The sequence below is a fragment of the Bacillus sp. FSL R5-0443 genome (genome assembly GCF_038608285.1).
In the GTDB taxonomy this organism is placed as follows: Bacteria; Bacillota; Bacilli; order Bacillales; family Bacillaceae; genus Bacillus; species Bacillus velezensis.
Genome location: NZ_CP152013.1, coordinates 3335419 through 3357181, shown reverse-complemented (window position 1 = coordinate 3357181; position 21763 = coordinate 3335419). Strand labels below are relative to the sequence as shown.

The window sequence follows — 21763 nt, the reverse complement described above, 5'->3', positions numbered from 1 at the left end:
TAAATACTGACAGAAAAATCGTCATCCTTACAGGGAGGAAGATAAAATGGCCTATGACATAATTGTAAAGGGTGCGAAAGCTGTGCGAAAAGGCGGAACAGAGCGGGCTGATATCGCCGTCAAGGACGGGAAAATTGCCTTGATCGGACCCGGCATTGACGAAAACGCGGAACAAGTGGTGCAGGCGGACGGCATGTATGTGTTTCCGGGCGCGGTCGATTGTCACGTCCATTTCAATGAACCCGGCCGAGAAGAATGGGAAGGCATTGAAACCGGCTCAAACATGCTGGCTGCCGGCGGCTGTACGGCTTATTTTGATATGCCGCTTAACTGCATTCCTTCGACGGTAACTGCTGAAAACCTGCTGGCAAAGGCGGAAATCGCCGAACGGAAGTCAGCGGTTGATTTTGCGCTTTGGGGCGGTTTGATGCCCGGGTATACCGAACATATCCGGCCGATGGCAGAAGCGGGGGCAATCGGGTTTAAAGCGTTTCTGTCTAAATCGGGAACGGATGAATTTCAATCAGCCGATGAACGGACTCTTTTAAAGGGAATGAAGGAAATCGCGGCGTGCGGCAAGGTTTTGGCCCTGCACGCAGAAAGCGACGCCCTCACCCGATTCCTTGAAGCCGAGTACGCGCTCCAAGGGAAAATTGATGTCCGCGCTTACGCTTCCTCCCGTCCGGAAGAGGCCGAATGCGAGGCTGTGCAGCGGGCGATTGAATATGCAAGAGCGACGGGATGCGCGCTTCATTTTGTACATATCAGCACGAAACGGGCCGTGCTCTCCATTCAGCAGGCGAAAAAAGACGGATTGGATGTCACCGTTGAAACGTGTCCGCACTACTTATTATTCAGCTTTGAAGACTTCCTCAAAAAAGGGGCGGCCGCCAAATGCGCTCCGCCGCTCCGCTCAGAGGCTGATAAAGAGGAATTGATCGGGGTTTTGGCAGAGGGCCTGATTGATATGGTGTCTTCGGATCATTCTCCCTGTCATCCGTCTTTGAAACGCGAGGATAATATGTTCCTGTCGTGGGGCGGGATCAGCGGAGGCCAATTTACGCTTCTCGGCATGATTCAATTAGCGATCGATCATGGGATTCCGTTTGAACATGTGGCCCGATGGACGGCCGAAGCACCGGCCAAGCGCTTCGGGTTAACGAATAAAGGCCTGCTTGAAGAAGGATTTGACGCTGATTTTGCCATCGTCCGGCCGGAACCTTTTACCGTCACAAAAGAAACGATGTTTTCCAAACATAAGCAAAGCCTGTATGAAGGCCGCACCTTTCCATACCGAATTGCTGCGACCTACAGCAAGGGACGCTGTGTGTATCAGGATGGCGGCCGTAAGCAGAGCGGGGCTTTCGGAACATTCCTGAAGCCTTCTGAAATAAAAGAGCCGATTCTCTGATGAGAATCGGCTTTTTTTGTCGTTTGGAAAGCGGGTCTCGTGGTATCTTTTTATAAAAAGGAGTAAAACACATTGTATGATCAAATCTTGAACATATTAACGGCATCCTGGTCGCGCAAGACTAGTACAAAATGGACGGAAGATTGCCCGGCCAAAGGCCAGTGCGGCGTGACGGCTTTAGTCATCCAAGATGTTTACGGCGGTGACATTCTCAAAACAAAAACCGGCACAAGCTGGCATTTTTATAACCGGATAGACGGGGAGATATATGATTTCACGAGCGGTCAGTTTTCAGAGCCGATCGTCTATCAGCACATTCTTTCATCCAGGGATGAGGCATTTTCGGACACCAATGAACATCAATACCGGTTCCTGAAAAGTGCATTCAGAAAAAACATGGAAACAGAAAGAGAAAAACACCTGTGATAAACTAGAGTGAGAGGTGAAGGATTGTGATTTATATCGGACTGACGGGGTGGGGGGATCATGACAGCATCTATCCGCCTAAAACAGCGGGCCCGCAAAAACTGCAGGCGTATTCCTCCCATTTTCCCATCGTTGAGCTGGACGCGAGCTTTTACGCGATACAGCCCGCCCGCAATAATGAAAGATGGGTCAAAGAGACGCCGGAATCTTTTCAATTTGTCATTAAGGCATATCAAGGAATGACGGGCCATCAGCGCGGCGATATTCCCTTTGAATCGAAGGAAGAAATGTTTGAGGCGTTTAAGCTGTCATTATCGCCGTATATAGAGCATGGAAAGCTTGCCATGGTGCTGTTCCAATTCCCGCCGTGGTTTGACTGCAAGAAAGAAAACGTCGCATATTTAAGATGGTGCAGGCAGCAGATGGGCGATATTCCGTGCGCGCTTGAATTCCGCAACCGGTCTTGGTTTTCCCCGCCATTTTATGAACAGACGCTTTCCTTTATGAAGGAGGAAGGCTGGATTCACAGCATATGTGACGAGCCGCAAATCGGCGAGGGCAGCATTCCGACCGTCCTGAAAGCAACGGATGAAGAAAAAACGCTTGTCCGTTTTCACGGGCGGAACAAGCAGGGCTGGATCAAACCAGACGGCGGACAAAACTGGCGTGAGGTCAGATATTTATACCGCTATAACAAACAGGAGCTCAAAGATTGGAAAAACAATCTTCAGGAGCTGAAAAAGCAGTCGCGCAATCTGTATGTGCTCTTCAACAATAACTCAGGCGGAGACGCCGCCGATAACGGCCTTGAGATGCTTGAAATGTTAGATATCTCATATACCGGGCTTGCTCCGAAGCAGCTCGACCTATTCAGCTAGAAAAGAGGTTTCAAGACACATGTCTTATCTTATTTTGATCATATTAGGATTTATCGCGGGAACGGTCGGCAGCCTGATCGGGCTTGGGGGAGGAATTATCATCGTGCCGGCAATGCTCTATTTAAGCACGATGACTCCGTTTTTCCATGACGTAACACCGCAGACTGCCATCGGCACGTCCCTTTTGGTGATTATTTTTACGGGCCTGTCATCAACTCTGGCCTATATGAAATATAAAACCGTTGACTACAAAAGCGGACTGATCTTTTTTATCGGTTCCGGCCCGGGAAGCATCATCGGCGCGTATTTGTCTAAACTTTTTAATGCGCATACGTTTTCCGTCTGGTTCGGACTTTTTATGATTTTGATTTCCATTACATTAATGCTGAAGGCGAAAGCAAAACCGGTCAATAAAGCGCATAAAGGCATGATCCGGACATATGAGGATGAATCGGGTGAGCTTTATACATATTCGTACCGTATTTTCACCGGTATCGTGATTGCCTTTTTCGTCGGTTTATTGGGCGGTCTTTTCGGCATTGGCGGCGGCTCTCTTATGGTTCCGGCCATGATGCTGTTATTTTTGTTCCCGCCGAAAGTGGCTGTGGCGACGTCAATGCTCATTATTTTCTTATCCTCCGTGACGGGTTCCGTGTCACATATCGCAGAGGGCCATGTCAATTGGCTGTATGCGCTGTGCCTCGTTCCGGGCGCGTGGTTCGGCGGCAAAATGGGCGCGTGGGTTAATAAGCGGGTGCAGACGAAAACGATCGTGCTTTTCATGCGGGTCGTCTTGATTTTGATCGGCTGTGAATTGATTTATCAAGGGATATTCAGCTAAAAGGTAGGAGAGATGGTATGTTAGAGAAGCTCCGTTTATATCATACGAATGATTTGCACAGCCATTTCGAAAATTGGCCGAAAATCGTACATTATATTGAGCAGAAGAGAAATGAACATGAAAAAGACGGGGAGGAAACACTCGTATTCGACATCGGCGATCATATGGACCGATTCCAAATGATAACGGAAGCGACCTTCGGCAAAGCGAATGTCGACTTGTTAAACCGGCTTGAGATCGATGCGGCTGCCGTCGGGAATAATGAAGGAATTACGCTGCCTCACGATGAGCTGGCGGATTTATATACCCATGCCGCGTTTCCCGTCATTGTGTCTAACCTGTTTGACGCGGACGGACAGCGCCCGGAATGGGCCGAGCCCTACGTGATCAAAACGCTGAAAAACGGGATGACCGCCGGCATACTCGGCGTCACGGTGCCGTATTATCCCGTCTATCAAAAACTCGGCTGGACGGTGACGGATGCGGAAAAAAGCATTCAAGAATCACTTGACGATATCAAGGGCAAAGCGGATATCATCATTCTGCTTTCTCATTTAGGCCTGATCGATGACCGGGCCGCAGCGGAAAAATTTCCCGATATCGATGTCATTCTTGAATCACATACGCACCACCTTCTTGAGGACGGACAAGACATAAACGGTGTATTGCTTGCATGTGCGGAGAAATACGGGAACTATGTCGGCTGTGTCGAGCTGACATTAGAAAGTGAATCACGAACCATTGTCAGCAAACAGGCGTCTGTACAGAAAATGGCTGATTGGCAAGGGGAATCTGAAGATACGGCGGCTTTTCTGAAAGAGAAAGAACGGGAAGCGGAAAACCTGCTCTCCGAACAAGTCGCCAACCTGAAGGAAGAAGCCGGCGTGAAGTGGTTTGAGGAATCGCCCCTCCCGCTTCTATTAGCCGAAGCGCTGAAAAGCTGGTGCGGCTGTGAAGTCAGCATGGTGAATTCAGGCGTTATTTTGGGGCCTTTACAGAAGGGGCCTGTCACAAAGCTTGATCTGCACCGTATCTGCCCTCATCCGATCAATCCGGTGGCCGTTCGTCTTTCAGGCAGAGAACTTCAGGAAACAATCAGCCAGGCCGCCTCGGAACAAATGGAGCAGCTGCGGATTAAAGGCCTCGGCTTCCGCGGGGAAGTGATGGGCAGGATGGTATATGCCGGAGCGGAGGCAGAGGCCGGCATTCTTGAAGACGGTGTGACGCATCTCCTCAATGTGAAAGTGAACGGAGAAGAGATTGATCCGGAGCGGATATACTCGGTTGCCGTTCTCGATATGTTTACACTCGGAAAGCTGTTCCCTTACATCCGCGATTCAAAAGAAAAGCAATACTTTATGCCGGAGTTTTTAAGGGATCTGCTCGCCTGGAAGCTCGCGCAGCAGCCGTAATGTCATGTAGCTGCCCGCCGTTCCATTTCACCCGAATGAGTGAAAGCGGGACTTTTTAAGAGTGAAAATAAAATACTATGTCCCCTCTTACAAGCATACATTGTGATATGTAAGGGGGGATTTTTCTTGCCTAGATACCGGAGCGCTCTTCGCAAGAGAGGGCCTTTGCCTTTTCGATATGTGCTTCTTCTGTCGTTTGCTTTTTTTATCATATCGACGGTCATCAGCCTTTGGATGATCAACTCCTCAATCAAACCGGTGCTGATGAACATAGGAGAAATGGAAACCAAACGGGTGGCGACAGAGGTCATTACGGAATCCATTGAAGAATACATGTCTCACAGCGACAATGTGAAAGATATGGTCGATATGAAAACGGATGAAAACGGAAAAGTCACAACGATGGATTTTAATACACAAATGGTCAACAGTATGAAGGCGAAAGTGACAAAGCAGCTTCAGGCTCATCTGAAGGAAGCGGAGTCGAACAATAAGCAGCGTGAAACAGAAAAAGGCGCGAAAACGGCCGATGAAATTATGATCGATATTCCCTTAGGGCAGGTCACGGGAAACAGCATTCTCGGAAATCTGGGGCCGAAAATCCCCGTGCGCTTTAACCTGATCGGTGATGCGTTAACTGATGTGAAAACAAAAATAAAGCCGTACGGCATTAACAATGCCCTTATCGATATCAGTATTTTTGTGGAAATAAAAGTGAAGGTCATTATTCCGTTTGCCAGTAAGACATCAGTCGTGACAAATAATATTCCGGTCTCCATTAAAGCGATTCAAGGAGAGGTGCCGCAGTTTTATAACGGAAGCGGCGGGTCAGGTGTGACGCCTTCCGTCCAGCTGCCGAGTGAAAAACAGAAGAAAGATAAATAAAAACACACAGCCGCAATCTTTCCTGGCGGCTGTGTGTTTACTTTTTCCTGCGGATTTCTTTTCGTTCCCATGCCCTTAAATGGGGATACGGATCAAAAGACCATTCCGATCTGCCGTTATCTTTATACATCCCGTAGTGAAGATGCGGCGGGAATTTTCCCGCGGTGCCCGGCGGTCCGTACCCGGAACTGCCGACAGAGCCGATCACCTCTCCGGGTTTGACGATCTGGCCTTTATGCACACCTTTTGCAAAGCCGTTCAGGTGAGCGAAGTAGTGATACGTGTTATTGATATCCCTGATGCCGATTCTCCAGCCGCCGAAACGGTTCCAGCCCTTCATTTCAACAATACCGTAGCAGGTTGATCTGACGGGGAGCCCGTAATGAGCGAACAGATCCGTTCCTTCGTGAATCCGGCGCCCGCCGAAACCCCGTGCGGCGCCCCATGTGCTGCGGTAGCTGTAATCCGTCTTCACGGGAAGCGGAAAAGCGTGCTCTCCGAGATCAAGGCGGCCGAACGTTTTAAACAGTGTCATGAATTCGGTGATAATGCCGACCGTCTGATCACGGCGGTAATAATTCCAGAGACCGATGCGGATATGGTCAAGATCGGTTCCGAATCCCGCTAAATACTGAGCAAATGTATAAAGGATATCCTCATCATTGCTTACCTCGGCTTTTCCGTCGCCGTCGCCGTCCAGGCCGATCCCGTCAAATACTTTAATGCTGAGAGGCGCATCGTCCTTAGGATTTGGATTTTCAGGGCCGCTCCACAAATGATCCGGAATATAAATGCTGATGATTCCCGCTTTTTCCGGCAGATCCTTTCGGTTTGAGCGGACATTTTCTTCATATTGATCAACTGCCGCAAGCACATACCAAGGAATCTGCGTGACTGCTTCGGCTTTGCGGTACAACTGCATCCGTTCGCCGTAAACAGGAGCCGATTGTTCTTTCCCGCTTGCGGCCGGACAGAAAACTGAAAAAAGGAGAAGAGCAGATAACAGAACTTTCACAACATGATCTCCTTTCAGGATTGAATACAAATAGTTTGCGGCAACAATCCGAGAAAATGTAAGTAATTCTCTTCCCTTGTCGAGAAATTTTTCCTATGTTAAAGTGACTATTGAATAGAAATCCGCAAGTTTTATATCCATCGTGAAATAGAAATTTTTCGCACACGAACATGAATAAAGGGATAATGGAGATGATGGGGAAATGGCAAAGAAAGACGAGCATCTGAGAAAGCCGGAATGGCTCAAAATAAAGCTGAACACGAATGAAAACTATACGGGTCTGAAAAAATTAATGCGTGAAAATAATCTGCATACCGTATGTGAAGAAGCAAAATGCCCGAACATCCATGAATGCTGGGCTGTCAGACGTACGGCGACGTTCATGATTCTCGGTTCCGTCTGTACGAGAGCATGCCGCTTCTGCGCTGTAAAAACGGGTCTGCCGACCGAGCTGGATCTGCAGGAACCGGAACGCGTAGCTGATTCCGTCGCGCTGATGAATTTAAAACACGCCGTCATCACGGCCGTAGCGCGTGATGATCAGAAAGACGGCGGAGCAGGCGTCTTTGCGGAAACGGTCCGGGCGATCCGCAGAAAAAGTCCGTTCACGACAATTGAAGTGCTGCCATCCGATATGGGCGGAAATTACGACAACCTGAAAACATTAATGGATACCCGTCCTGATATTCTGAACCACAACATTGAAACCGTCCGCCGCCTGACACCGAGAGTCCGGGCCCGCGCAACATATGACCGTTCTTTGGAATTCTTGCGCCGTGCGAAAGAAATGCAGCCTGACATCCCGACGAAATCAAGCATTATGATCGGTCTCGGCGAAACGAAGGAAGAAATTATTGAAGTGATGGACGACCTGCTTGCGAACAATGTCGACATCATGGCGATCGGCCAATACCTGCAGCCGTCGAAAAAACATTTAAAAGTCCAAAAATATTATCATCCGGACGAATTTGCCGAACTGAAAGAAATCGCGATGCAAAAAGGCTTCAGCCACTGTGAAGCAGGCCCGCTTGTCCGTTCTTCCTACCATGCGGATGAACAAGTGAACGAAGCGTCTAAAAAACGCCAGGCCCAAGCATAAGATAAGCCGAAAAAACCCAAAACGCCGCAGGTTTTGGGTTTTTTGTGATGGAGCCGTTTTTGCAGGGAAAAATCATTCTTGAATAAGGATCGTCTGAACCGCTACACTGGATATAAAGAGGAAAAATTCTCCGTCCGTCCGAACCGTCTCATTTTGCAATTGATGGACAGAAGTCAATGAATTATGATAGTAAAGAGTGATAAAAGAGGTGAAGACATGATTCTTATTCAAAATGCCGAGTTTGAACTCGTACACGATTTTAAAAACGGCTTTAATGAAGAAGCGTTCAAAGCCCGCTATTCAGACATATTAAATAAATATGATTACATTGTGGGAGACTGGGGATACAGTCAGCTGCGGCTCAAAGGCTTCTTTGATGACCAGAATCAAAAAGCAACCTTTGAAACGAAAATCAGCACATTGGACGAATACATTTACGAATACTGCAATTTCGGCTGCGCGTATTTTGTTTTAAAACGAATCAGAAAATAATTGATGCAGAAGGGGATGCTGTCACGTGTATTTTGTTGACAGAAATAATATCGAACAAACACTCCGTTTTTTTGAGACCCAGCTGGCGCTGTTTGACAGCACGCCTGCATGGGAGAGCGAGATCGAAAAAAGGGCGCTTGAGCGGATCAGCCATCTTATGATCGAATGCATTCTCGATGTCGGAAATGATATGATTGACGGCTTTATCATGCGCGATCCGGGCAGTTATGACGACATCATGGATATTCTGACGGATGAAAAGGTGGTAGCTGAGGATGAAGGAAATAAGCTGAAGCAACTGATCTCTTCCAGAAAGCAGCTTGTCCAGGAATATCAGCACGCCGATTATCAAGAGCTGTTTACGCTGATCACGTCAAACAGAGATGTGCTGAAAGCCTTTCCGGCCCGTGTAAGAACCTATCTGGAAACAGAATTAGGGCCTGTTTCCGCATTTAAATAACAACGAGTGAGAAAATCCACAGGAGTGTTGAGTATGAAGGATTATAAAGGATATTTGATAGATTTGGACGGCACAATGTACAACGGGACGGAAAAAATCGAAGAAGCGTGTGAATTCGTGAGAACGCTTAAAGCGCGCGGCATTCCGTATTTATTCGTGACGAACAATTCTTCCCGGACGCCGAAGCAGGTGGCGGACAAGCTGATGAGCTTTGACATTCCGGCATCTGAAGAGCAGGTCTTCACGACGAGCATGGCGACTGCGCAGCATATCGCCCAGGAGAAAAAAGACGCGTCGGTGTATGTGATCGGCGAAGAAGGCATCCGTCAGGCCATTGAAGAAAACGGGCTGAGCTTCGGAGAAGAAAACGCGGACTTTGTCGTTGTGGGAATCGACCGCGGCATTACATATGAAAAGTTGGCAACGGGATGCCTTGCGATCAGAAACGGCGCCCGGTTCATTTCAACAAACGGCGACGTCGCCATTCCGACTGAAAGAGGACTTTTACCAGGGAACGGTTCGCTCACATCCGTTTTGACGGTGTCAACGGGCGTTGAGCCTGTCTTTATCGGTAAGCCTGAATCCATAATTATGGAACAGGCGATGCGTGTGCTCGGAACGGATATTTCCGAAACACTCATGGTCGGCGATAACTATGCAACGGATATTATGGCCGGCATCAATGCGGGCATGGATACGCTGCTGGTTCACACCGGAGTGACAAAGCGTGAGCATATGGCAGATTACGGCCAAAAGCCGACATATGCGATTGACTCTTTAACCGAATGGATTGAACATCTATAAAAAAAGGGACGGCCATGACGGCCGTCCTTATTCTGTATTTCTTGCGCTGTGAGCAAGCCGGCTTGAAGCCGCTGCTGCGATTGCGCCGACGATATCATCAAGAAACGTATGGCATTCGCCCGTAGATTTATCATTTAACCGCCCGAGAATACCGGGTTTTTCTTTGTCAATGTAGCCGTAATTCGTAAAGCCGATTGAGCCGTATATATTCACGATAGAGAAGGCGAGCACCTCGTCAACCCCATACAGGCTTTCATCAATCGCCAGAATGGTCTGAAGCGGTTCAGACAGCTTTTTTTGTTCGGCGAGCACATCTAATTCTATTCCCGTTAAAATGGCGTTTTGCACCTCACGTTTTGCGATGACACGGTCCACATTGAGCCTGCATACCTCCATCGTCAAATCAGGATGATATTTTTTTTGAAGGAAATACACCAGCTCGGCAATATCGTCCGTCTCAACCCCCCGTTCTTTTAAACGCGCCCTGGCGACAGCTTCCACCTGATTCAGTTGTTCCTTTTCTGACATTTGCTTCACCCAATCTTTTTTTACTAGTTTATACAACACTCTTCCGATGTGTACGATGTTTCTCCACTTGATTCAAAGGATTACAATATGTATTCATAATTCCGCCGGCGTATGACTACGATGTGAATAGCTCTAATTTTTCAGGCAGGTGATTATGATGAAAAGCATCATTAAAGAAAAGTACGGCATCCACGTCAGACAGCTCTCCGTTTATCAGAAATACCAATGCTTCCAGACGCCCAATTCCTTCTTTCTTATAATTCCCGTTTCCGGGTTTTCGCAATCAGAGCTGACGGAGCTTTACTACATGAGTCAGTATTTACAAGAACAAAGTGACCCATACGTTTCAGTGTTTATCTTTACGAAGGAAGGAGAACTGACCTTTGAGGACGAAGGCAAAACGTATGCGCTCTTAAAAGCGCTGATTCCCGTCTCAAACCGGTCGTTTTCCGTCGGAGGGGAGCTTGCCGAATTTCACAGAAAAGGGCGGGGTTTTCCGTACGAAGTGAAAGAAGCGGGCAGGATCGGCCAATGGAAGGACTTATGGGGAAAACGGGTGGATCAGCTGGAATCATTCTGGATGCAAAAAATTCATATGTCTCCGCTTGAACCGTTCGAAAAGAAAATGATCGAAGCATTTCCTTATTATTCAGGCTTAGCGGAAAACGCCATTCAATATTTAGTGGATACGGAGCTGGATGACAATCCCGGCGCAGAAGACTCGGGGACAATCTGCCATCAGCGGATGGAACGGGATACCTGGTCGGAGGAATCATTGATCCGCATTCCGGGCGATTGGGTATTCGACCATGCCGCCCGTGATATTGCGGAATATATGCGCAGCACATATTTGTATCATCGTGACGACCTGCTCAAAGATGGTTTTTTGTTTCTGCAGGAATATGAGCAAATTACGCCGTTATCCTCCTTTTCCAAACGCCTGTTTTACAGCCGCCTGCTGTTTCCGCTCCATTTCTTCGAGACGGTGGAGAGCTATTACATTTCTCATGATTCTGAAAAACAGTATTACGAAGAGCAGCTTGACTACATTCTTGCCGACTGCACCCGCTATGAACAGTTTTTACAGACATGTCACAACATGATGAATGTCAGGTCGGCGCAGGTTTTTGTCCCGCCTGTGGCGTGGCTCGGGAAAGGAATCAGTTCGTAAGAAAATATGACGTAAAAATATTTAGAAAATAGGGAATCTTGTCATATCAGTGTGTTAAGCGTTTTCATAGCCGTAGAAACAATATTCAGCCGCTTGTCAAAACAAATGCGGGCTTATATAATATTTGTAACTTAAATGTCTGTGAAGGGTTAACAATTGTCCTTTTCTAGTGGACAAAAGGAAGAAAGGTGGAGTTTCTCTTTGGAAGCGATTCGTATTGGACTGTTAGGACTGGGAACCGTGGGAAGCGGAGTCGTCAAAATTATACAAGATCATCAGGATAAGCTTATGCACCAGGTCGGCTGTCCGGTGACGATCAAAAAAGTGCTAGTTAAAGATATTGATAAAAAACGAGACGCAGATCTGCCGAAAGAAGTGCTGACGACAGAGGTCTATGATGTGATCGATGACCCTGAAGTCGACGTGATTATTGAAGTCATCGGCGGTGTCGAACAGACGAAGCAATATCTTCTTGATGCCTTGAAAGCGAAAAAACATGTTGTGACCGCAAATAAAGATCTGATCGCCGTATACGGGTCAGAGCTTTTAGCCGCCGCAAAGGAAAATGGCTGTGACTTGTATTATGAAGCGAGTGTCGCCGGCGGAATCCCGATTTTACGCACGCTCGAAGAAGGCCTTTCCTCTGACCGGATCACAAAAATGATGGGAATCGTCAACGGAACGACAAACTTCATCTTAACGAAAATGATTAAAGAAAAAAGCCCGTATGAAGAAGTGCTGAAGGAAGCGCAGGATCTCGGATTCGCGGAAGCGGACCCGACCGCCGATGTAGAAGGGCTCGATGCCGCGCGCAAGATGGCGATTTTAGCCCGTCTCGGCTTCTCTATGAATGTCGATCTGGACGATGTCAAAGTAAAAGGAATTTCTCGGATAACGGATGAAGACATCAGCTTCAGCAAACGGCTCGGCTATACGATGAAGCTGATCGGCATCGCCCAGCGTGATGACAATAAAATCGAAGTCAGCGTTCAGCCGACACTGCTCCCGGATCATCATCCGCTCTCTGCGGTGCATAACGAGTTTAATGCCGTTTACGTGTACGGAGAAGCCGTCGGCGAAACGATGTTTTACGGCCCCGGAGCCGGAAGCATGCCGACTGCGACATCGGTCGTTTCCGATCTGGTCGCGGTCATGAAAAACATGCGTCTCGGCGTAAACGGAAACAGCTTTGTCGCCCCGCAGTTTGAAAGAAATCTGAAGCAGCCGTCTGATATCTATGCCCAGCAGTTTTTAAGAATTCACGTCAAAGACCAGGTCGGCTCTTTTTCAAAAATCACATCGGCCTTCTCAGAGCGCGGCGTCAGCTTTGAAAAAATTCTGCAGCTGCCGATCAAAGGCCATGACGACCTCGCGGAAATCGTCATCGTCACGCATCATACATCGGAAGAAGATTTCAGTGACATTCTGCAAAACTTAAATGACCTCGAAGTCGTACAAGAAGTAAAAAGCACATATCGCGTAGAAGGGAACGGTTGGAGCTAATGTGGAAAGGACTCATCCATCAATATAAAGAATTTCTGCCGGTGACGGATCAGACGCCGGCCCTGACATTGCATGAAGGCAACACGCCGCTGATTCACCTGCCGAAACTTTCCGAAAAGCTCGGAATTGAACTGCATGTGAAAACAGAGGGCGTTAATCCGACGGGATCCTTTAAAGACCGCGGCATGGTCATGGCGGTCGCCAAAGCGAAAGAAGAAGGCAATGATACCATCATGTGCGCCTCTACAGGGAACACATCCGCGGCAGCTGCGGCATACTCGGCGAGAGCCGGCATGAAATGCATCGTCATCATCCCGGACGGAAAAATCGCCTTCGGAAAACTTGCGCAGGCCGTCATGTACGGTGCGGAAATCATCGCGATTGACGGAAACTTTGACGACGCGCTGGCCATCGTCCGGTCGATTTGCGAAAAATCACCGATTGCATTAGTGAATTCAGTAAACCCTTACCGGATTGAAGGGCAAAAAACAGCGGCCTTTGAAGTATGCGAACAGCTCGGCGAAGCGCCGGACATTCTGGCGATCCCGGTAGGAAACGCCGGGAATATCACGGCCTACTGGAAAGGGTTCAAAGAATACCATGAGAAAAACGGCACCGGACTTCCGAAGATGCGCGGTTTTGAGGCGGAAGGTTCTGCGGCTATCGTCCGCGGCGAAGTCATTAAAAATCCAGAGACCGTTGCGACGGCAATCCGAATCGGGAATCCTGCCAGCTGGGACAAAGCGGTGCTCGCTGCGGAAGAATCAGCCGGAAAAATTGATGAAGTCACAGATGAAGACATTCTTCACGCTTATCAGCTGATTGCCCGTGAAGAAGGCGTGTTTGCCGAACCGGGCTCCTGTGCATCCATCGCCGGCGTTTTGAAACAGGTAAAATCCGGTGAAATTCCAAAAGGCAGCAAGGTTGTCGCAGTTTTGACCGGAAACGGCCTGAAAGATCCGAACACGGCTGTAGACGTATCTGACATAAAACCGATTACGCTGCCGACAGATGAGGACAGTATCCTGGAATACTTAAATGGAGCGGCGCGTGTATGAATGAGGCGGAGATGCTGTTTTCCATTACGGTTCCGGGAAGCACCGCCAACTTAGGGCCTGGGTTTGATTCCATCGGGATGGCGCTCAGCAGGTACTTGAAGCTTTCGGTTTTCCGAAACGATGAATGGCAGTTCTCGGCGGAAACCGAAACTGTCGCGGGCATCCCTCAAGGAACGGACAACCTCATCTATCAAGTCGCCAAACGGACGGCTGACCGCTATCAGAAAGAGCTGCCGCCCGCCCATGTCAAAGTATGGAGTGACATCCCCCTTGCACGGGGTCTCGGAAGCAGCGCGGCCGCTATCGTCGCCGCCATTGAGCTTGCGGATGAGTTATGCGGCCTGCAGCTGTCTGAAAGCGACAAGCTGCACTTAGCCAGTCTTGAAGAGGGACACCCTGATAATGCCGCTGCTTCTCTTGCAGGAGGGCTTGTGATCGGCCTTCACGAAGAAGATGAAACACATATCGTGCGTGTTGCCGAAGCGGATATCGACGTTGTGGCAGTGATTCCGTTTTACGAAGTTCTGACCAGGGACGCAAGAGACGTGCTCCCGAAAGAGCTGCCTTACCGGCACGCCGTTAAAGCAAGCGCCGTCAGCAACCTTCTCGTTGCTGCGATCATGTCAAATGACTGGGCGCTCGCCGGGAAAATGATGAGAAAAGACATCCTCCATCAGCCGTACCGCGCCATGCTTGTTCCTGAGCTTTCAAAGGTGGAACATGCGGCCGAAATGAAAGGCGCTTACGGAACGGCGCTGAGCGGAGCGGGACCGACGATTCTTGTCCTGATTGAAAAAGGAAAGGGAGAAGAGCTGAGAAAACAGCTTTCTGAGCATTTCCCCCACTGTGAGATTGCGGCGCTTACCGTCCCGTCAGAAGGAAGCGTAATTGAACGGAATCCTTTAGAACAGGTGAAAAGTGTATAATGATAAAAAAGCGTTCTTCCCATCAGAGAAGGACGCTTTCTTTTTCTGGAGAAGGATTTTTATTTAGGGAAGCGAAATAAAAAAGAAAAGGAGGAGAAACGATTGAAAAAACTCATAACCGAGGAGGACATTGCGACTCTCGTATCCGTGACAGACCCGCAATATGCCCCTGACGGCAGAAGAGCCGCTTACGTCCGGACAACAGTCAATCATAAGCGTGATTCCTATTCCTCAGCCATTATGGTATATGACACAGAATCCGGCATCTCAAACCCGTGGACTTTCGGGGACAACAGAAATACAAGTCCGCGGTGGTCACCTGACGGACGGCGCCTCGCCTTTGTTTCTGACAGGGAGAACGGCGTCCCTCAGCTGTACATCATCAACGCTGCCGGAGGAGAGGCGGAGCAGGCGGCCGATATTCCTTGGGGCGTATCAGATCCGATATGGGCGCCCGACGGCAGATCCGTGCTTGTGTCCGTCAGTCTGACATCAGCGGAGCGCGCCGATGAGAAAGAAAAAAAGAAGCATGACGAGTATGAGCCGGTTGACATTCAGTCATTAACATATAAACGTGACGGGAAAGGCCTGCTGAACGGAAGCTGGGCCCAGCTTGTGCTGATTCATCTTGAAACGGGGGAGATTCGGCAGCTGACGGATCATGAAGCGGATCATTATGGCGCGGCCTTTTCACCGGATGGCAGGCAGCTTGCGTTTACCGCCAATTTATGCGAGCCGGGTGACGCCGGAAAGCCGAGCGATGTCTATCTGATGAATCTGGCGGATGGAAGCCTGAAGCAGATTACGCCGCACCGCGGTTCTTTCGGTTCCTGCGTGTTTTCACCGGACGGTTCTTATATCGCGATGCTGGGCCATGAAAATGAATTTCGCAATGCGACTTTAGAGAAAGCGTGGCTGTACGACGTGAAAACTGAGCGGCTGTCCTGCCTGACCGACATGCTGGATGTTCATTTGAGCGATGCGCTGATTGCGGATTCAATCATAGGAGGAGTGACGCCCCGGCCGGTATGGACAAACGACGGGCAGGGTTTTTACGTTCTCGGGAGCGAGCAGGGAAGCACCGGTATTTATTATATCTCGATTGACGGCCTCGTATATCCGATCCGACTAGAAGAAGAGTATGTGAACGGTTTTGCTTTTCATCCTGATCAGAAAAGCTGTATCGCTGTTATTGCCAAACCCGCACAGCCTTCCGAGCTTTACAGCATTTCGCTCGAAGATGGGGAAGAGAAGCAATTGACATCCGACAATGATCGGTTTATTGAGGAGCGCATCATATCCGTGCCGGAAAAGCTGCAATATGAAACAAAGGACGGGCTGACGGTAAACGGCTGGTTTTTAAAGCCCGCCGTTTTTGAAGAGGATCAAACTTATCCGCTCATTCTATACATACACGGCGGGCCTCACATGATGTACGGCCATACGTATTTTCACGAATTCCAAGTGCTGGCCGCACAAGGATATGCTGTCGTGTATGTCAACCCGAGAGGAAGCCACGGCTACGGGCAGGATTTTGTCAATCGTGTCAGGGGTGATTACGGAGGCGGAGATTACCGTGATGTCATGCAGGCGGTGGATGAAGCCGTTCAGGCGTATCCGTTTATTGACAGCGGCCGTCTCGGTGTGACGGGCGGAAGCTACGGAGGGTTTATAACAAATTGGATTGTCGGGCAGACCGGCCGTTTTAAAGCAGCCGTCACGCAGCGCTCCATTTCAAATTGGTTCAGCTTCCACGGTGTCAGCGATATCGGCTTCTTTTTTACCGACTGGCAGCTCGGACATGATTTGTTTGAGGAAGCGGATAAGCTTTGGGATCGTTCTCCTGTAAAATATGCGTCCCGCGTTTCGACGCCGCTTTTGATCCTGCATGGTGAGCGAGATGACCGCTGTCCGATAGAGCAGGCGGAGCAGCTCTTTACCGCATTGAAGAAACTGAACAAAACGACGTCGTTCATCCGGTTTCCGAAAGCCACGCATGAGCTGTCGAGAAGCGGCCATCCGGAACAGCGGATGAAACGCATCCGTTATATTTGTTCATGGTTCGATGACTATTTGTAAAAAATAAAAAACCAGGCTGTAATGCAGCCTGGTTTTATGATTAAAATACTTGTTCTACTTCAACGACACCCGGTACTTCTTCAAGAAGGGCGCGTTCGATTCCGGCTTTCAGCGTAATCGTTGAACTTGGGCAGCTGCCGCATGCGCCAAGGAGGCGAAGCTTTACAATGCCTTCGTCTACGTCAACAAGCTCACAGTCACCGCCGTCACGAAGCAGAAACGGGCGTAATTTATCCAATACTTCCTGTACTTGCTCTTTCATTTCAACCTCAGTCATGAGATTCGCTCCTTTCATATACATAAAACCATTATATTCACAGTAACGGTAAAAATCTAATGTTTGGTTTGCAAAGCTGCTTTCCCCATTATAGCATATTTAAACTTGAACATAAAAACCGTTTTTTATACAAAAGCTGCCTCGTCCTTTGTATACTGGTGTAAAGGGGATGATATACATGATTAAGCCGGTTACGCTCAGTGTTTACGGCGCTGAAACGCTCTGCGCAAGCTGCGTGAATATGCCGAGCGCCAAAGATACGTTTGAATGGCTGGAGGCGGCGCTGCAACGGAAATATCCGGAGCAGCCTTTTCACATGCGGTATATTGATATTGACGCACCGCCTCAGCAAAAGGAGACAGAAGAGCTTGCGGAGCGCATCAGAAACGATGAATTTTTCTATCCGCTCGTGCTGGTGGAGGATGTCATTGTGGGGGAAGGGAATCCGCATTTAAAAGATATATATGAAGAAATGGAAAAGCGCGGCTATGTTGCGGGCTCTTAAAAATGGCCGCTGATCGCAATCAGCGGCTTCTTTCTTATCAGCCGTTATGATGCTTGTACATCCATAAAAGGCCTGATTTTAATAAACGGGGCACACGCCCGATGAGCGGACGATCGTTGACAAGACCGAAGCCCGCTTTTTTTCCGAGTGAACCGAGAACGCCTTTCAGCTTAAATTGCGGCATTGTTTCCGGCAGCTCTTCATTGTTCCAGCGTTTCAGGAGGATCTGCACAATTTGTTCCGCTTGCGCTTCAGCCAGCTGGGCGCTCGGCGCATGCGGCAGGCTCGCGCAATCACCGACGACGTAAACATGCTCATCGCCCGGAAGGTTGTGGTGCGGTGTTAAAACGATGCGGCCCTGCGGATCTTTTTCAGCGTCCAGTTCTCTGACGGCTTTATTCGGCTGAATTCCCGCCGTCCACACGATGGCATCGGCCGCTATTCCTTCATCATGATTATAAACGATCCCGTCTTCCACTTTTGTAATATTCGCATTATTGATAATGGTGACGCCGTGTTCTTCAAACCATTTCTGAACATACTTGCTGAGTCTTTTCGGAAAGCTTGATAAAATCAGGTCGCCCCGGTCAAATAACATAATCTTCAGATCGTCACGGCTCTCTCTTAATTCACTGGCAAGCTCCACGCCGCTTAATCCCGCTCCGACGATAGCGACAGATGCATTGGCGCCGAGGTTGTTCAGCTTTTGATAGGCTTCGCGTGACTGATCAATGGTCTGAATGCTGTAAGTATGTTCCGGCGCGCCGGGCACGTTATGATACTTATCCTCGCAGCCCAGTCCGATCACCGCGTCATCGTAAGAAATCGGTTCGCGGTCATGAAACAGAACCTGTTTGTTTTTCGTGTCGACGGAAGCCACCTCACCGTATTGAACATCCAGATTCGGATGCTCAGGAAAAGACACCCTGATATGATGATCAGAAATCGTGCCGGCGGCGAGCGCATAATATTCTGTTTTTAAGCAGTGATACGGGTTTCTGTCAATCAGCGTGATGGATATATCTGACGGAAGCTGGTTCGGCAGTAAGCGGTGCAGCACCCGCATGTTTCCGTAACCCCCGCCGATCAAGACCAATTTTTTCATAATGATTCCCCTTTTGCCCGAAAAATATGGTAGTCAATGTTGTTACAAAATAACGAACTATGTAAAATAACATCTAGAATTATATCGAATTTGATCTAAAACCACAATAATAGTTTTAAAATAACCTACAAATTGACCAGAAAACACGTAATAGTAAAACCTTTAACCTGAATTAATATGTTACGATAACATTGAGCGTGAAACCGGATCTTTGACGAATAGAGGAAATTCCGTTAGGATAAGGTACATATGTGAGGTGAAACCGCATGAATCCGATGATTGAATTCTGTGTCAGCAATTTAGCGCGCGGTTCCCAGGAAGCACTTGAGATCTTAGAGAAGGATCCGAACTTGGACGTGCTTGAATACGGCTGTTTAAGCTATTGCGGGAAATGCATGGAGTCCCTGTTCGCCCTGGTCAACGGCGAAGTGGTCACGGGAGGCACGCCTGCTGAACTGGTTGACAACATATATACATTCATAGAAGAAAATCCGATGTTTTAATCAGAGGCTCCGAACGGGGTCTCTTTTTTATTGCGCCCCGGGTTTTGGCAAAATAAAAAATTTGTAGACAGCAAAAATAAATATTGTTATCTTAATAAAGACTTTTTTTAAATAAAATTTTAGAGGTGGATTCATTGAATATCGTTTGGGGGCTGCTCGGGGCAGTTGCTATATTAGCCATTGCTTTTTTGTTATCAGAGAAGAAAAGCAAAATTAACCTGCGAACCGTCATTGTCGGTTTATGTTTACAAATGGCCTTCGGATTCATCGTATTAAAGTGGGACGCCGGACGGGCCGTATTTTTATGGTTCTCAAGCCGTGTGCAGCTTCTCATTGATTATGCGAACGAAGGCATCAGCTTTATTTTTGGCCCGCTGTTAAAAGTGGGCAGCAGCCCGGCTTTTGCGCTGAGCGTTCTGCCGGTCATTATCTTTTTCTCAGCGCTGATTGCCGTTTTGTATCACTTGAAAATCATGCAGCTCATCTTTCGCGTCATCGGAGGCGGACTGTCAAAACTTCTTGGGACAAGCAGAACGGAATCGCTTGCGGCGGCTGCGAACATTTTTGTCGGACAGTCTGAATCACCGCTTGCCATTAAACCGCTGATTGCGGGATTGACCCGTTCCGAGCTGTTTACGATTATGACGAGCGGCCTTTCGGCTGTAGCGGGTTCGACGCTTTTCGGTTACGCCCTGTTAGGCATTCCGATCGAATACTTGCTGGCGGCCAGCTTTATGGCGGCTCCCGCCGGTCTCGTGTTCGGAAAAATTTTAATACCTGAAACGGAAAAAACGCAGACGATAAAAGGCGATTTTAATATGGACGAAGAAGGCGAAGGCGCCGCTAATGTGATTGATGCAGCGGCAAAAGGCGCGTCCACTGGCCTTCAGATTGCTCTAAATGTCGGCGCCATGCTGCTTGCGTTTGTCGCGCTCATAGCCGTAGTGAACGGAATTCTCGGCGGAATCGGCGGCTGGTTCGGTTTCAAACATATTACATTAGAATCCATTCTCGGTTACGTGTTTTCACCGATCGCATTTGTAATCGGCGTTCCTTGGCATGAAGCGCTCGGAGCGGGAAGCTATATCGGACAGAAACTTGTGCTGAATGAGTTTGTCGCTTATTCAAACTTCGGTCCGCATATTGCGGACTTTTCTAAAAAAACGTCTACGATTATCAGCTTTGCGCTGTGCGGATTTGCCAACTTCTCTTCGATTGCGATTATGCTCGGCACACTGGGCGGTTTGGCCCCAAGCCGCCGTTCGGACATTGCGCGCCTCGGATTAAGAGCGGTTATTGCGGGAACACTCGCAAACCTTCTCAGCGCGGCGATTGCCGGCATGTTTATTTAGTAAACGATAAAAGCTCCCTGCATATGCAGGGAGCTTTTATGTATGAAAAACGGGGGATATTTGTATTGTGTCCGAGCAGAAGAGCTTTTATACTAAGTAAAAGAAAAAAAGTTGGAGGCCGATATGAATTCATTCCGTTTTACCAAGATGCACGGTCTTGGAAACAGTTATATATATGTAAATCAATTTGAAGAACAGCTGCCGGAAGAACGGCTGGCTGAGATTGCCGTTAAAGTGTCCAGCATTCACACGGGCATCGGCTCTGACGGAATGATCCTCATCTGTCCGTCAGAAAAAGCGCCCGTCAAAATGCGGATTTTTAATAATGACGGCTCAGAAGGGAAAAATTGCGGCAACGGCCTTCGCTGTGTGGCAAAGTACGCATACGAACATAAGCTGACAGAAGAAACGTCCTTTTTCATTGAGACGCTTTCAGGTCTAGTGAAAGCAGACATTACAGAGGACAACGGGATTGTGCGTGAAGTCGCCGTCGATATGGGCGAACCGCGCCTCACCAAAAAAGAGCTGCCGATGCTCGGCAATGAAGATGAACGGACGATCGATGAAACCCTTGTTTTTGGAGAAACGGAGCTTTCCGGAACAGCCGTATCAATGGGAAACCCCCATATTGTTTTTCCGGTTGCGGATATCAATCAAGCGCCTCTTACAACGCTCGGTCCCGTCATTGAAAAAGACCCGAGATTTCCGGAAGGCGTCAATGTCGAATTTGTGGAAACCGTCAGCGCCGATGAACTTCATTTCCGCGTATGGGAACGCGGCTCCGGCATTACACAGGCTTGCGGAACAGGCGCCTGTGCGGCGGCTGTCGCATCCGTATTGAACGGTGTTTCCGAACGAAACCGGGATATCACCGTTCATTTAGCGGGAGGCGACCTTGTGATTAATTGGCAGGACAACGGGCACGTACTGATGACGGGACCCGCCGAAACCGTATGCAGCGGCGTCTATTATTTGTAAACAGCTCGTTTGAGAAATACTCTCCTCAAGGTTTATAATAGATATCAGCATCCGT

Annotated in this window: 23 protein-coding genes; 19 read left to right on the top strand and 4 right to left on the bottom strand. The window is 48.6% G+C overall.

What is annotated here, in order from left to right; translation table 11 throughout:
• The first annotated feature begins 46 nt into the window (after positions 1-46).
• The 6 genes from NYE28_RS16900 (at position 47) to yunB (ending at position 5853) form a co-directional block, all read left to right on the top strand.
• Positions 47-1411, top strand: a complete 1365-nt coding sequence (locus NYE28_RS16900; protein ID WP_322544349.1) for an allantoinase — start codon at positions 47-49, stop codon at positions 1409-1411.
• A gap of 72 nt (positions 1412-1483) precedes the next feature.
• Entirely contained in the window at positions 1484-1837 is a 354-nt protein-coding gene (locus tag NYE28_RS16895) for a hypothetical protein (RefSeq protein WP_007408736.1), read from the top strand.
• Between the two features lie 26 nt (positions 1838-1863).
• Positions 1864-2715 (top strand): DUF72 domain-containing protein, encoded by an 852-nt coding sequence (locus NYE28_RS16890; protein WP_014418802.1) that lies wholly within the window; start codon positions 1864-1866, stop codon positions 2713-2715.
• A 19-nt stretch (positions 2716-2734) separates the two neighbouring features.
• The gene (locus tag NYE28_RS16885) at positions 2735-3556 is read left to right on the top strand and encodes a sulfite exporter TauE/SafE family protein (RefSeq protein ID WP_007613562.1); all 822 of its coding nucleotides are present in this window, start codon (positions 2735-2737) and stop codon (positions 3554-3556) included.
• 17 nt (positions 3557-3573) lie between these two features.
• Complete coding sequence (locus NYE28_RS16880; RefSeq protein ID WP_150941386.1) at positions 3574-4968, top strand: bifunctional UDP-sugar hydrolase/5'-nucleotidase; 1395 nt, start codon at positions 3574-3576, stop codon at positions 4966-4968.
• A gap of 126 nt (positions 4969-5094) precedes the next feature.
• The gene (gene yunB, locus NYE28_RS16875) at positions 5095-5853 is read left to right on the top strand and encodes a sporulation protein YunB (RefSeq protein WP_032869768.1); all 759 of its coding nucleotides are present in this window, start codon (positions 5095-5097) and stop codon (positions 5851-5853) included.
• A gap of 37 nt (positions 5854-5890) precedes the next feature.
• Here yunB and lytH read toward each other — a convergent pair whose 3' ends face one another.
• Positions 5891-6868 (bottom strand): L-Ala--D-Glu endopeptidase, encoded by a 978-nt coding sequence (lytH, locus tag NYE28_RS16870; protein WP_015418142.1) that lies wholly within the window; start codon positions 6866-6868, stop codon positions 5891-5893.
• 202 nt (positions 6869-7070) lie between these two features.
• Between lytH and lipA the strand changes: the two genes are divergently transcribed.
• The 4 genes from lipA (at position 7071) to NYE28_RS16850 (ending at position 9723) form a co-directional block, all read left to right on the top strand.
• Positions 7071-7967: a lipoyl synthase gene (gene lipA / locus NYE28_RS16865; RefSeq protein WP_003151923.1), complete on the top strand. Its 897-nt coding sequence runs from the start codon at positions 7071-7073 to the stop codon at positions 7965-7967.
• Positions 7968-8183: 216 nt separating this feature from the next.
• Positions 8184-8459 carry a YutD family protein gene (locus NYE28_RS16860; protein ID WP_003151928.1) on the top strand — a complete coding sequence of 92 codons (276 nt, stop codon included), beginning with the start codon at positions 8184-8186 and terminating at the stop codon, positions 8457-8459.
• 25 nt (positions 8460-8484) lie between these two features.
• Positions 8485-8919: a DUF86 domain-containing protein gene (locus NYE28_RS16855; RefSeq protein ID WP_007408729.1), complete on the top strand. Its 435-nt coding sequence runs from the start codon at positions 8485-8487 to the stop codon at positions 8917-8919.
• Positions 8920-8952: 33 nt separating this feature from the next.
• Positions 8953-9723 carry a TIGR01457 family HAD-type hydrolase gene (locus tag NYE28_RS16850; RefSeq protein ID WP_007408728.1) on the top strand — a complete coding sequence of 257 codons (771 nt, stop codon included), beginning with the start codon at positions 8953-8955 and terminating at the stop codon, positions 9721-9723.
• Between the two features lie 27 nt (positions 9724-9750).
• Here the strand turns inward: NYE28_RS16850 and NYE28_RS16845 are convergent, their stop codons facing one another.
• Positions 9751-10251 (bottom strand): phosphatidylglycerophosphatase A, encoded by a 501-nt coding sequence (locus NYE28_RS16845; RefSeq protein ID WP_003151934.1) that lies wholly within the window; start codon positions 10249-10251, stop codon positions 9751-9753.
• A 154-nt stretch (positions 10252-10405) separates the two neighbouring features.
• Between NYE28_RS16845 and yutH the strand changes: the two genes are divergently transcribed.
• The 5 genes from yutH (at position 10406) to NYE28_RS16820 (ending at position 16988) form a co-directional block, all read left to right on the top strand.
• Entirely contained in the window at positions 10406-11422 is a 1017-nt protein-coding gene (gene yutH, locus NYE28_RS16840; protein WP_342490175.1) for a spore coat putative kinase YutH, read from the top strand.
• A 201-nt stretch (positions 11423-11623) separates the two neighbouring features.
• Positions 11624-12925, top strand: a complete 1302-nt coding sequence (locus NYE28_RS16835; RefSeq protein ID WP_003151938.1) for a homoserine dehydrogenase — start codon at positions 11624-11626, stop codon at positions 12923-12925.
• Positions 12925-13983, top strand: coding sequence for a threonine synthase (gene thrC / locus NYE28_RS16830; protein ID WP_342490485.1), 1059 nt, complete (start codon positions 12925-12927; stop codon positions 13981-13983). Before NYE28_RS16835 ends, thrC begins: the two co-directional genes overlap by 1 nt.
• Complete coding sequence (thrB, locus tag NYE28_RS16825) at positions 13980-14909, top strand: homoserine kinase (RefSeq protein WP_025285215.1); 930 nt, start codon at positions 13980-13982, stop codon at positions 14907-14909. Before thrC ends, thrB begins: the two co-directional genes overlap by 4 nt.
• Positions 14910-15011: 102 nt before the next feature.
• A complete protein-coding gene (locus NYE28_RS16820) occupies positions 15012-16988 on the top strand; it encodes a S9 family peptidase (RefSeq protein WP_342490174.1) in 1977 nt (658 codons plus the stop codon).
• Between the two features lie 40 nt (positions 16989-17028).
• Here the strand turns inward: NYE28_RS16820 and NYE28_RS16815 are convergent, their stop codons facing one another.
• Positions 17029-17364 (bottom strand): NifU family protein, encoded by a 336-nt coding sequence (locus tag NYE28_RS16815; RefSeq protein ID WP_169510385.1) that lies wholly within the window; start codon positions 17362-17364, stop codon positions 17029-17031.
• Between the two features lie 79 nt (positions 17365-17443).
• Between NYE28_RS16815 and NYE28_RS16810 the strand changes: the two genes are divergently transcribed.
• Positions 17444-17770 carry a YuzD family protein gene (locus NYE28_RS16810; protein ID WP_015418136.1) on the top strand — a complete coding sequence of 109 codons (327 nt, stop codon included), beginning with the start codon at positions 17444-17446 and terminating at the stop codon, positions 17768-17770.
• Positions 17771-17807: 37 nt separating this feature from the next.
• On the opposite strand, the gene NYE28_RS16805 is transcribed toward NYE28_RS16810, so the two are convergent.
• A complete protein-coding gene (locus tag NYE28_RS16805) occupies positions 17808-18875 on the bottom strand; it encodes an NAD(P)/FAD-dependent oxidoreductase (protein ID WP_032867139.1) in 1068 nt (355 codons plus the stop codon).
• Between the two features lie 266 nt (positions 18876-19141).
• On the opposite strand from NYE28_RS16805, the gene NYE28_RS16800 reads away from it, so the two are divergent.
• The 3 genes from NYE28_RS16800 to dapF all read left to right on the top strand — a co-directional run bounded on the left by NYE28_RS16800 (position 19142) and on the right by dapF (position 21708).
• Positions 19142-19378 (top strand): YuzB family protein, encoded by a 237-nt coding sequence (locus NYE28_RS16800; protein ID WP_007408721.1) that lies wholly within the window; start codon positions 19142-19144, stop codon positions 19376-19378.
• Between the two features lie 134 nt (positions 19379-19512).
• On the top strand, positions 19513-20730 hold the full coding sequence (locus NYE28_RS16795) for a NupC/NupG family nucleoside CNT transporter (RefSeq protein WP_012118346.1): 1218 nt from the start codon (positions 19513-19515) through the stop codon (positions 20728-20730).
• 123 nt (positions 20731-20853) lie between these two features.
• Positions 20854-21708 carry a diaminopimelate epimerase gene (gene dapF / locus NYE28_RS16790; RefSeq protein WP_043020740.1) on the top strand — a complete coding sequence of 285 codons (855 nt, stop codon included), beginning with the start codon at positions 20854-20856 and terminating at the stop codon, positions 21706-21708.
• The last annotated feature ends 55 nt before the right edge of the window (positions 21709-21763 follow it).

Coding starts and splice junctions, on each gene's coding strand:
- NYE28_RS16900 (WP_322544349.1), top strand. CDS start 47: ATGGCCTATGACATAATTGTAAAGGGTGCGAAAGCTGTGCGAAAAGGC.
- NYE28_RS16885 (WP_007613562.1), top strand. CDS start 2,735: ATGTCTTATCTTATTTTGATCATATTAGGATTTATCGCGGGAACGGTC.
- NYE28_RS16880 (WP_150941386.1), top strand. CDS start 3,574: ATGTTAGAGAAGCTCCGTTTATATCATACGAATGATTTGCACAGCCAT.
- lipA (WP_003151923.1), top strand. CDS start 7,071: ATGGCAAAGAAAGACGAGCATCTGAGAAAGCCGGAATGGCTCAAAATA.
- NYE28_RS16860 (WP_003151928.1), top strand. CDS start 8,184: ATGATTCTTATTCAAAATGCCGAGTTTGAACTCGTACACGATTTTAAA.
- NYE28_RS16850 (WP_007408728.1), top strand. CDS start 8,953: ATGAAGGATTATAAAGGATATTTGATAGATTTGGACGGCACAATGTAC.
- NYE28_RS16845 (WP_003151934.1), bottom strand. CDS start 10,251: ATGTCAGAAAAGGAACAACTGAATCAGGTGGAAGCTGTCGCCAGGGCG.
- yutH (WP_342490175.1), top strand. CDS start 10,406: ATGATGAAAAGCATCATTAAAGAAAAGTACGGCATCCACGTCAGACAG.
- thrC (WP_342490485.1), top strand. CDS start 12,925: ATGTGGAAAGGACTCATCCATCAATATAAAGAATTTCTGCCGGTGACG.
- thrB (WP_025285215.1), top strand. CDS start 13,980: ATGAATGAGGCGGAGATGCTGTTTTCCATTACGGTTCCGGGAAGCACC.
- NYE28_RS16810 (WP_015418136.1), top strand. CDS start 17,444: ATGATTAAGCCGGTTACGCTCAGTGTTTACGGCGCTGAAACGCTCTGC.
- NYE28_RS16805 (WP_032867139.1), bottom strand. CDS start 18,875: ATGAAAAAATTGGTCTTGATCGGCGGGGGTTACGGAAACATGCGGGTG.
- NYE28_RS16800 (WP_007408721.1), top strand. CDS start 19,142: ATGAATCCGATGATTGAATTCTGTGTCAGCAATTTAGCGCGCGGTTCC.
- dapF (WP_043020740.1), top strand. CDS start 20,854: ATGAATTCATTCCGTTTTACCAAGATGCACGGTCTTGGAAACAGTTAT.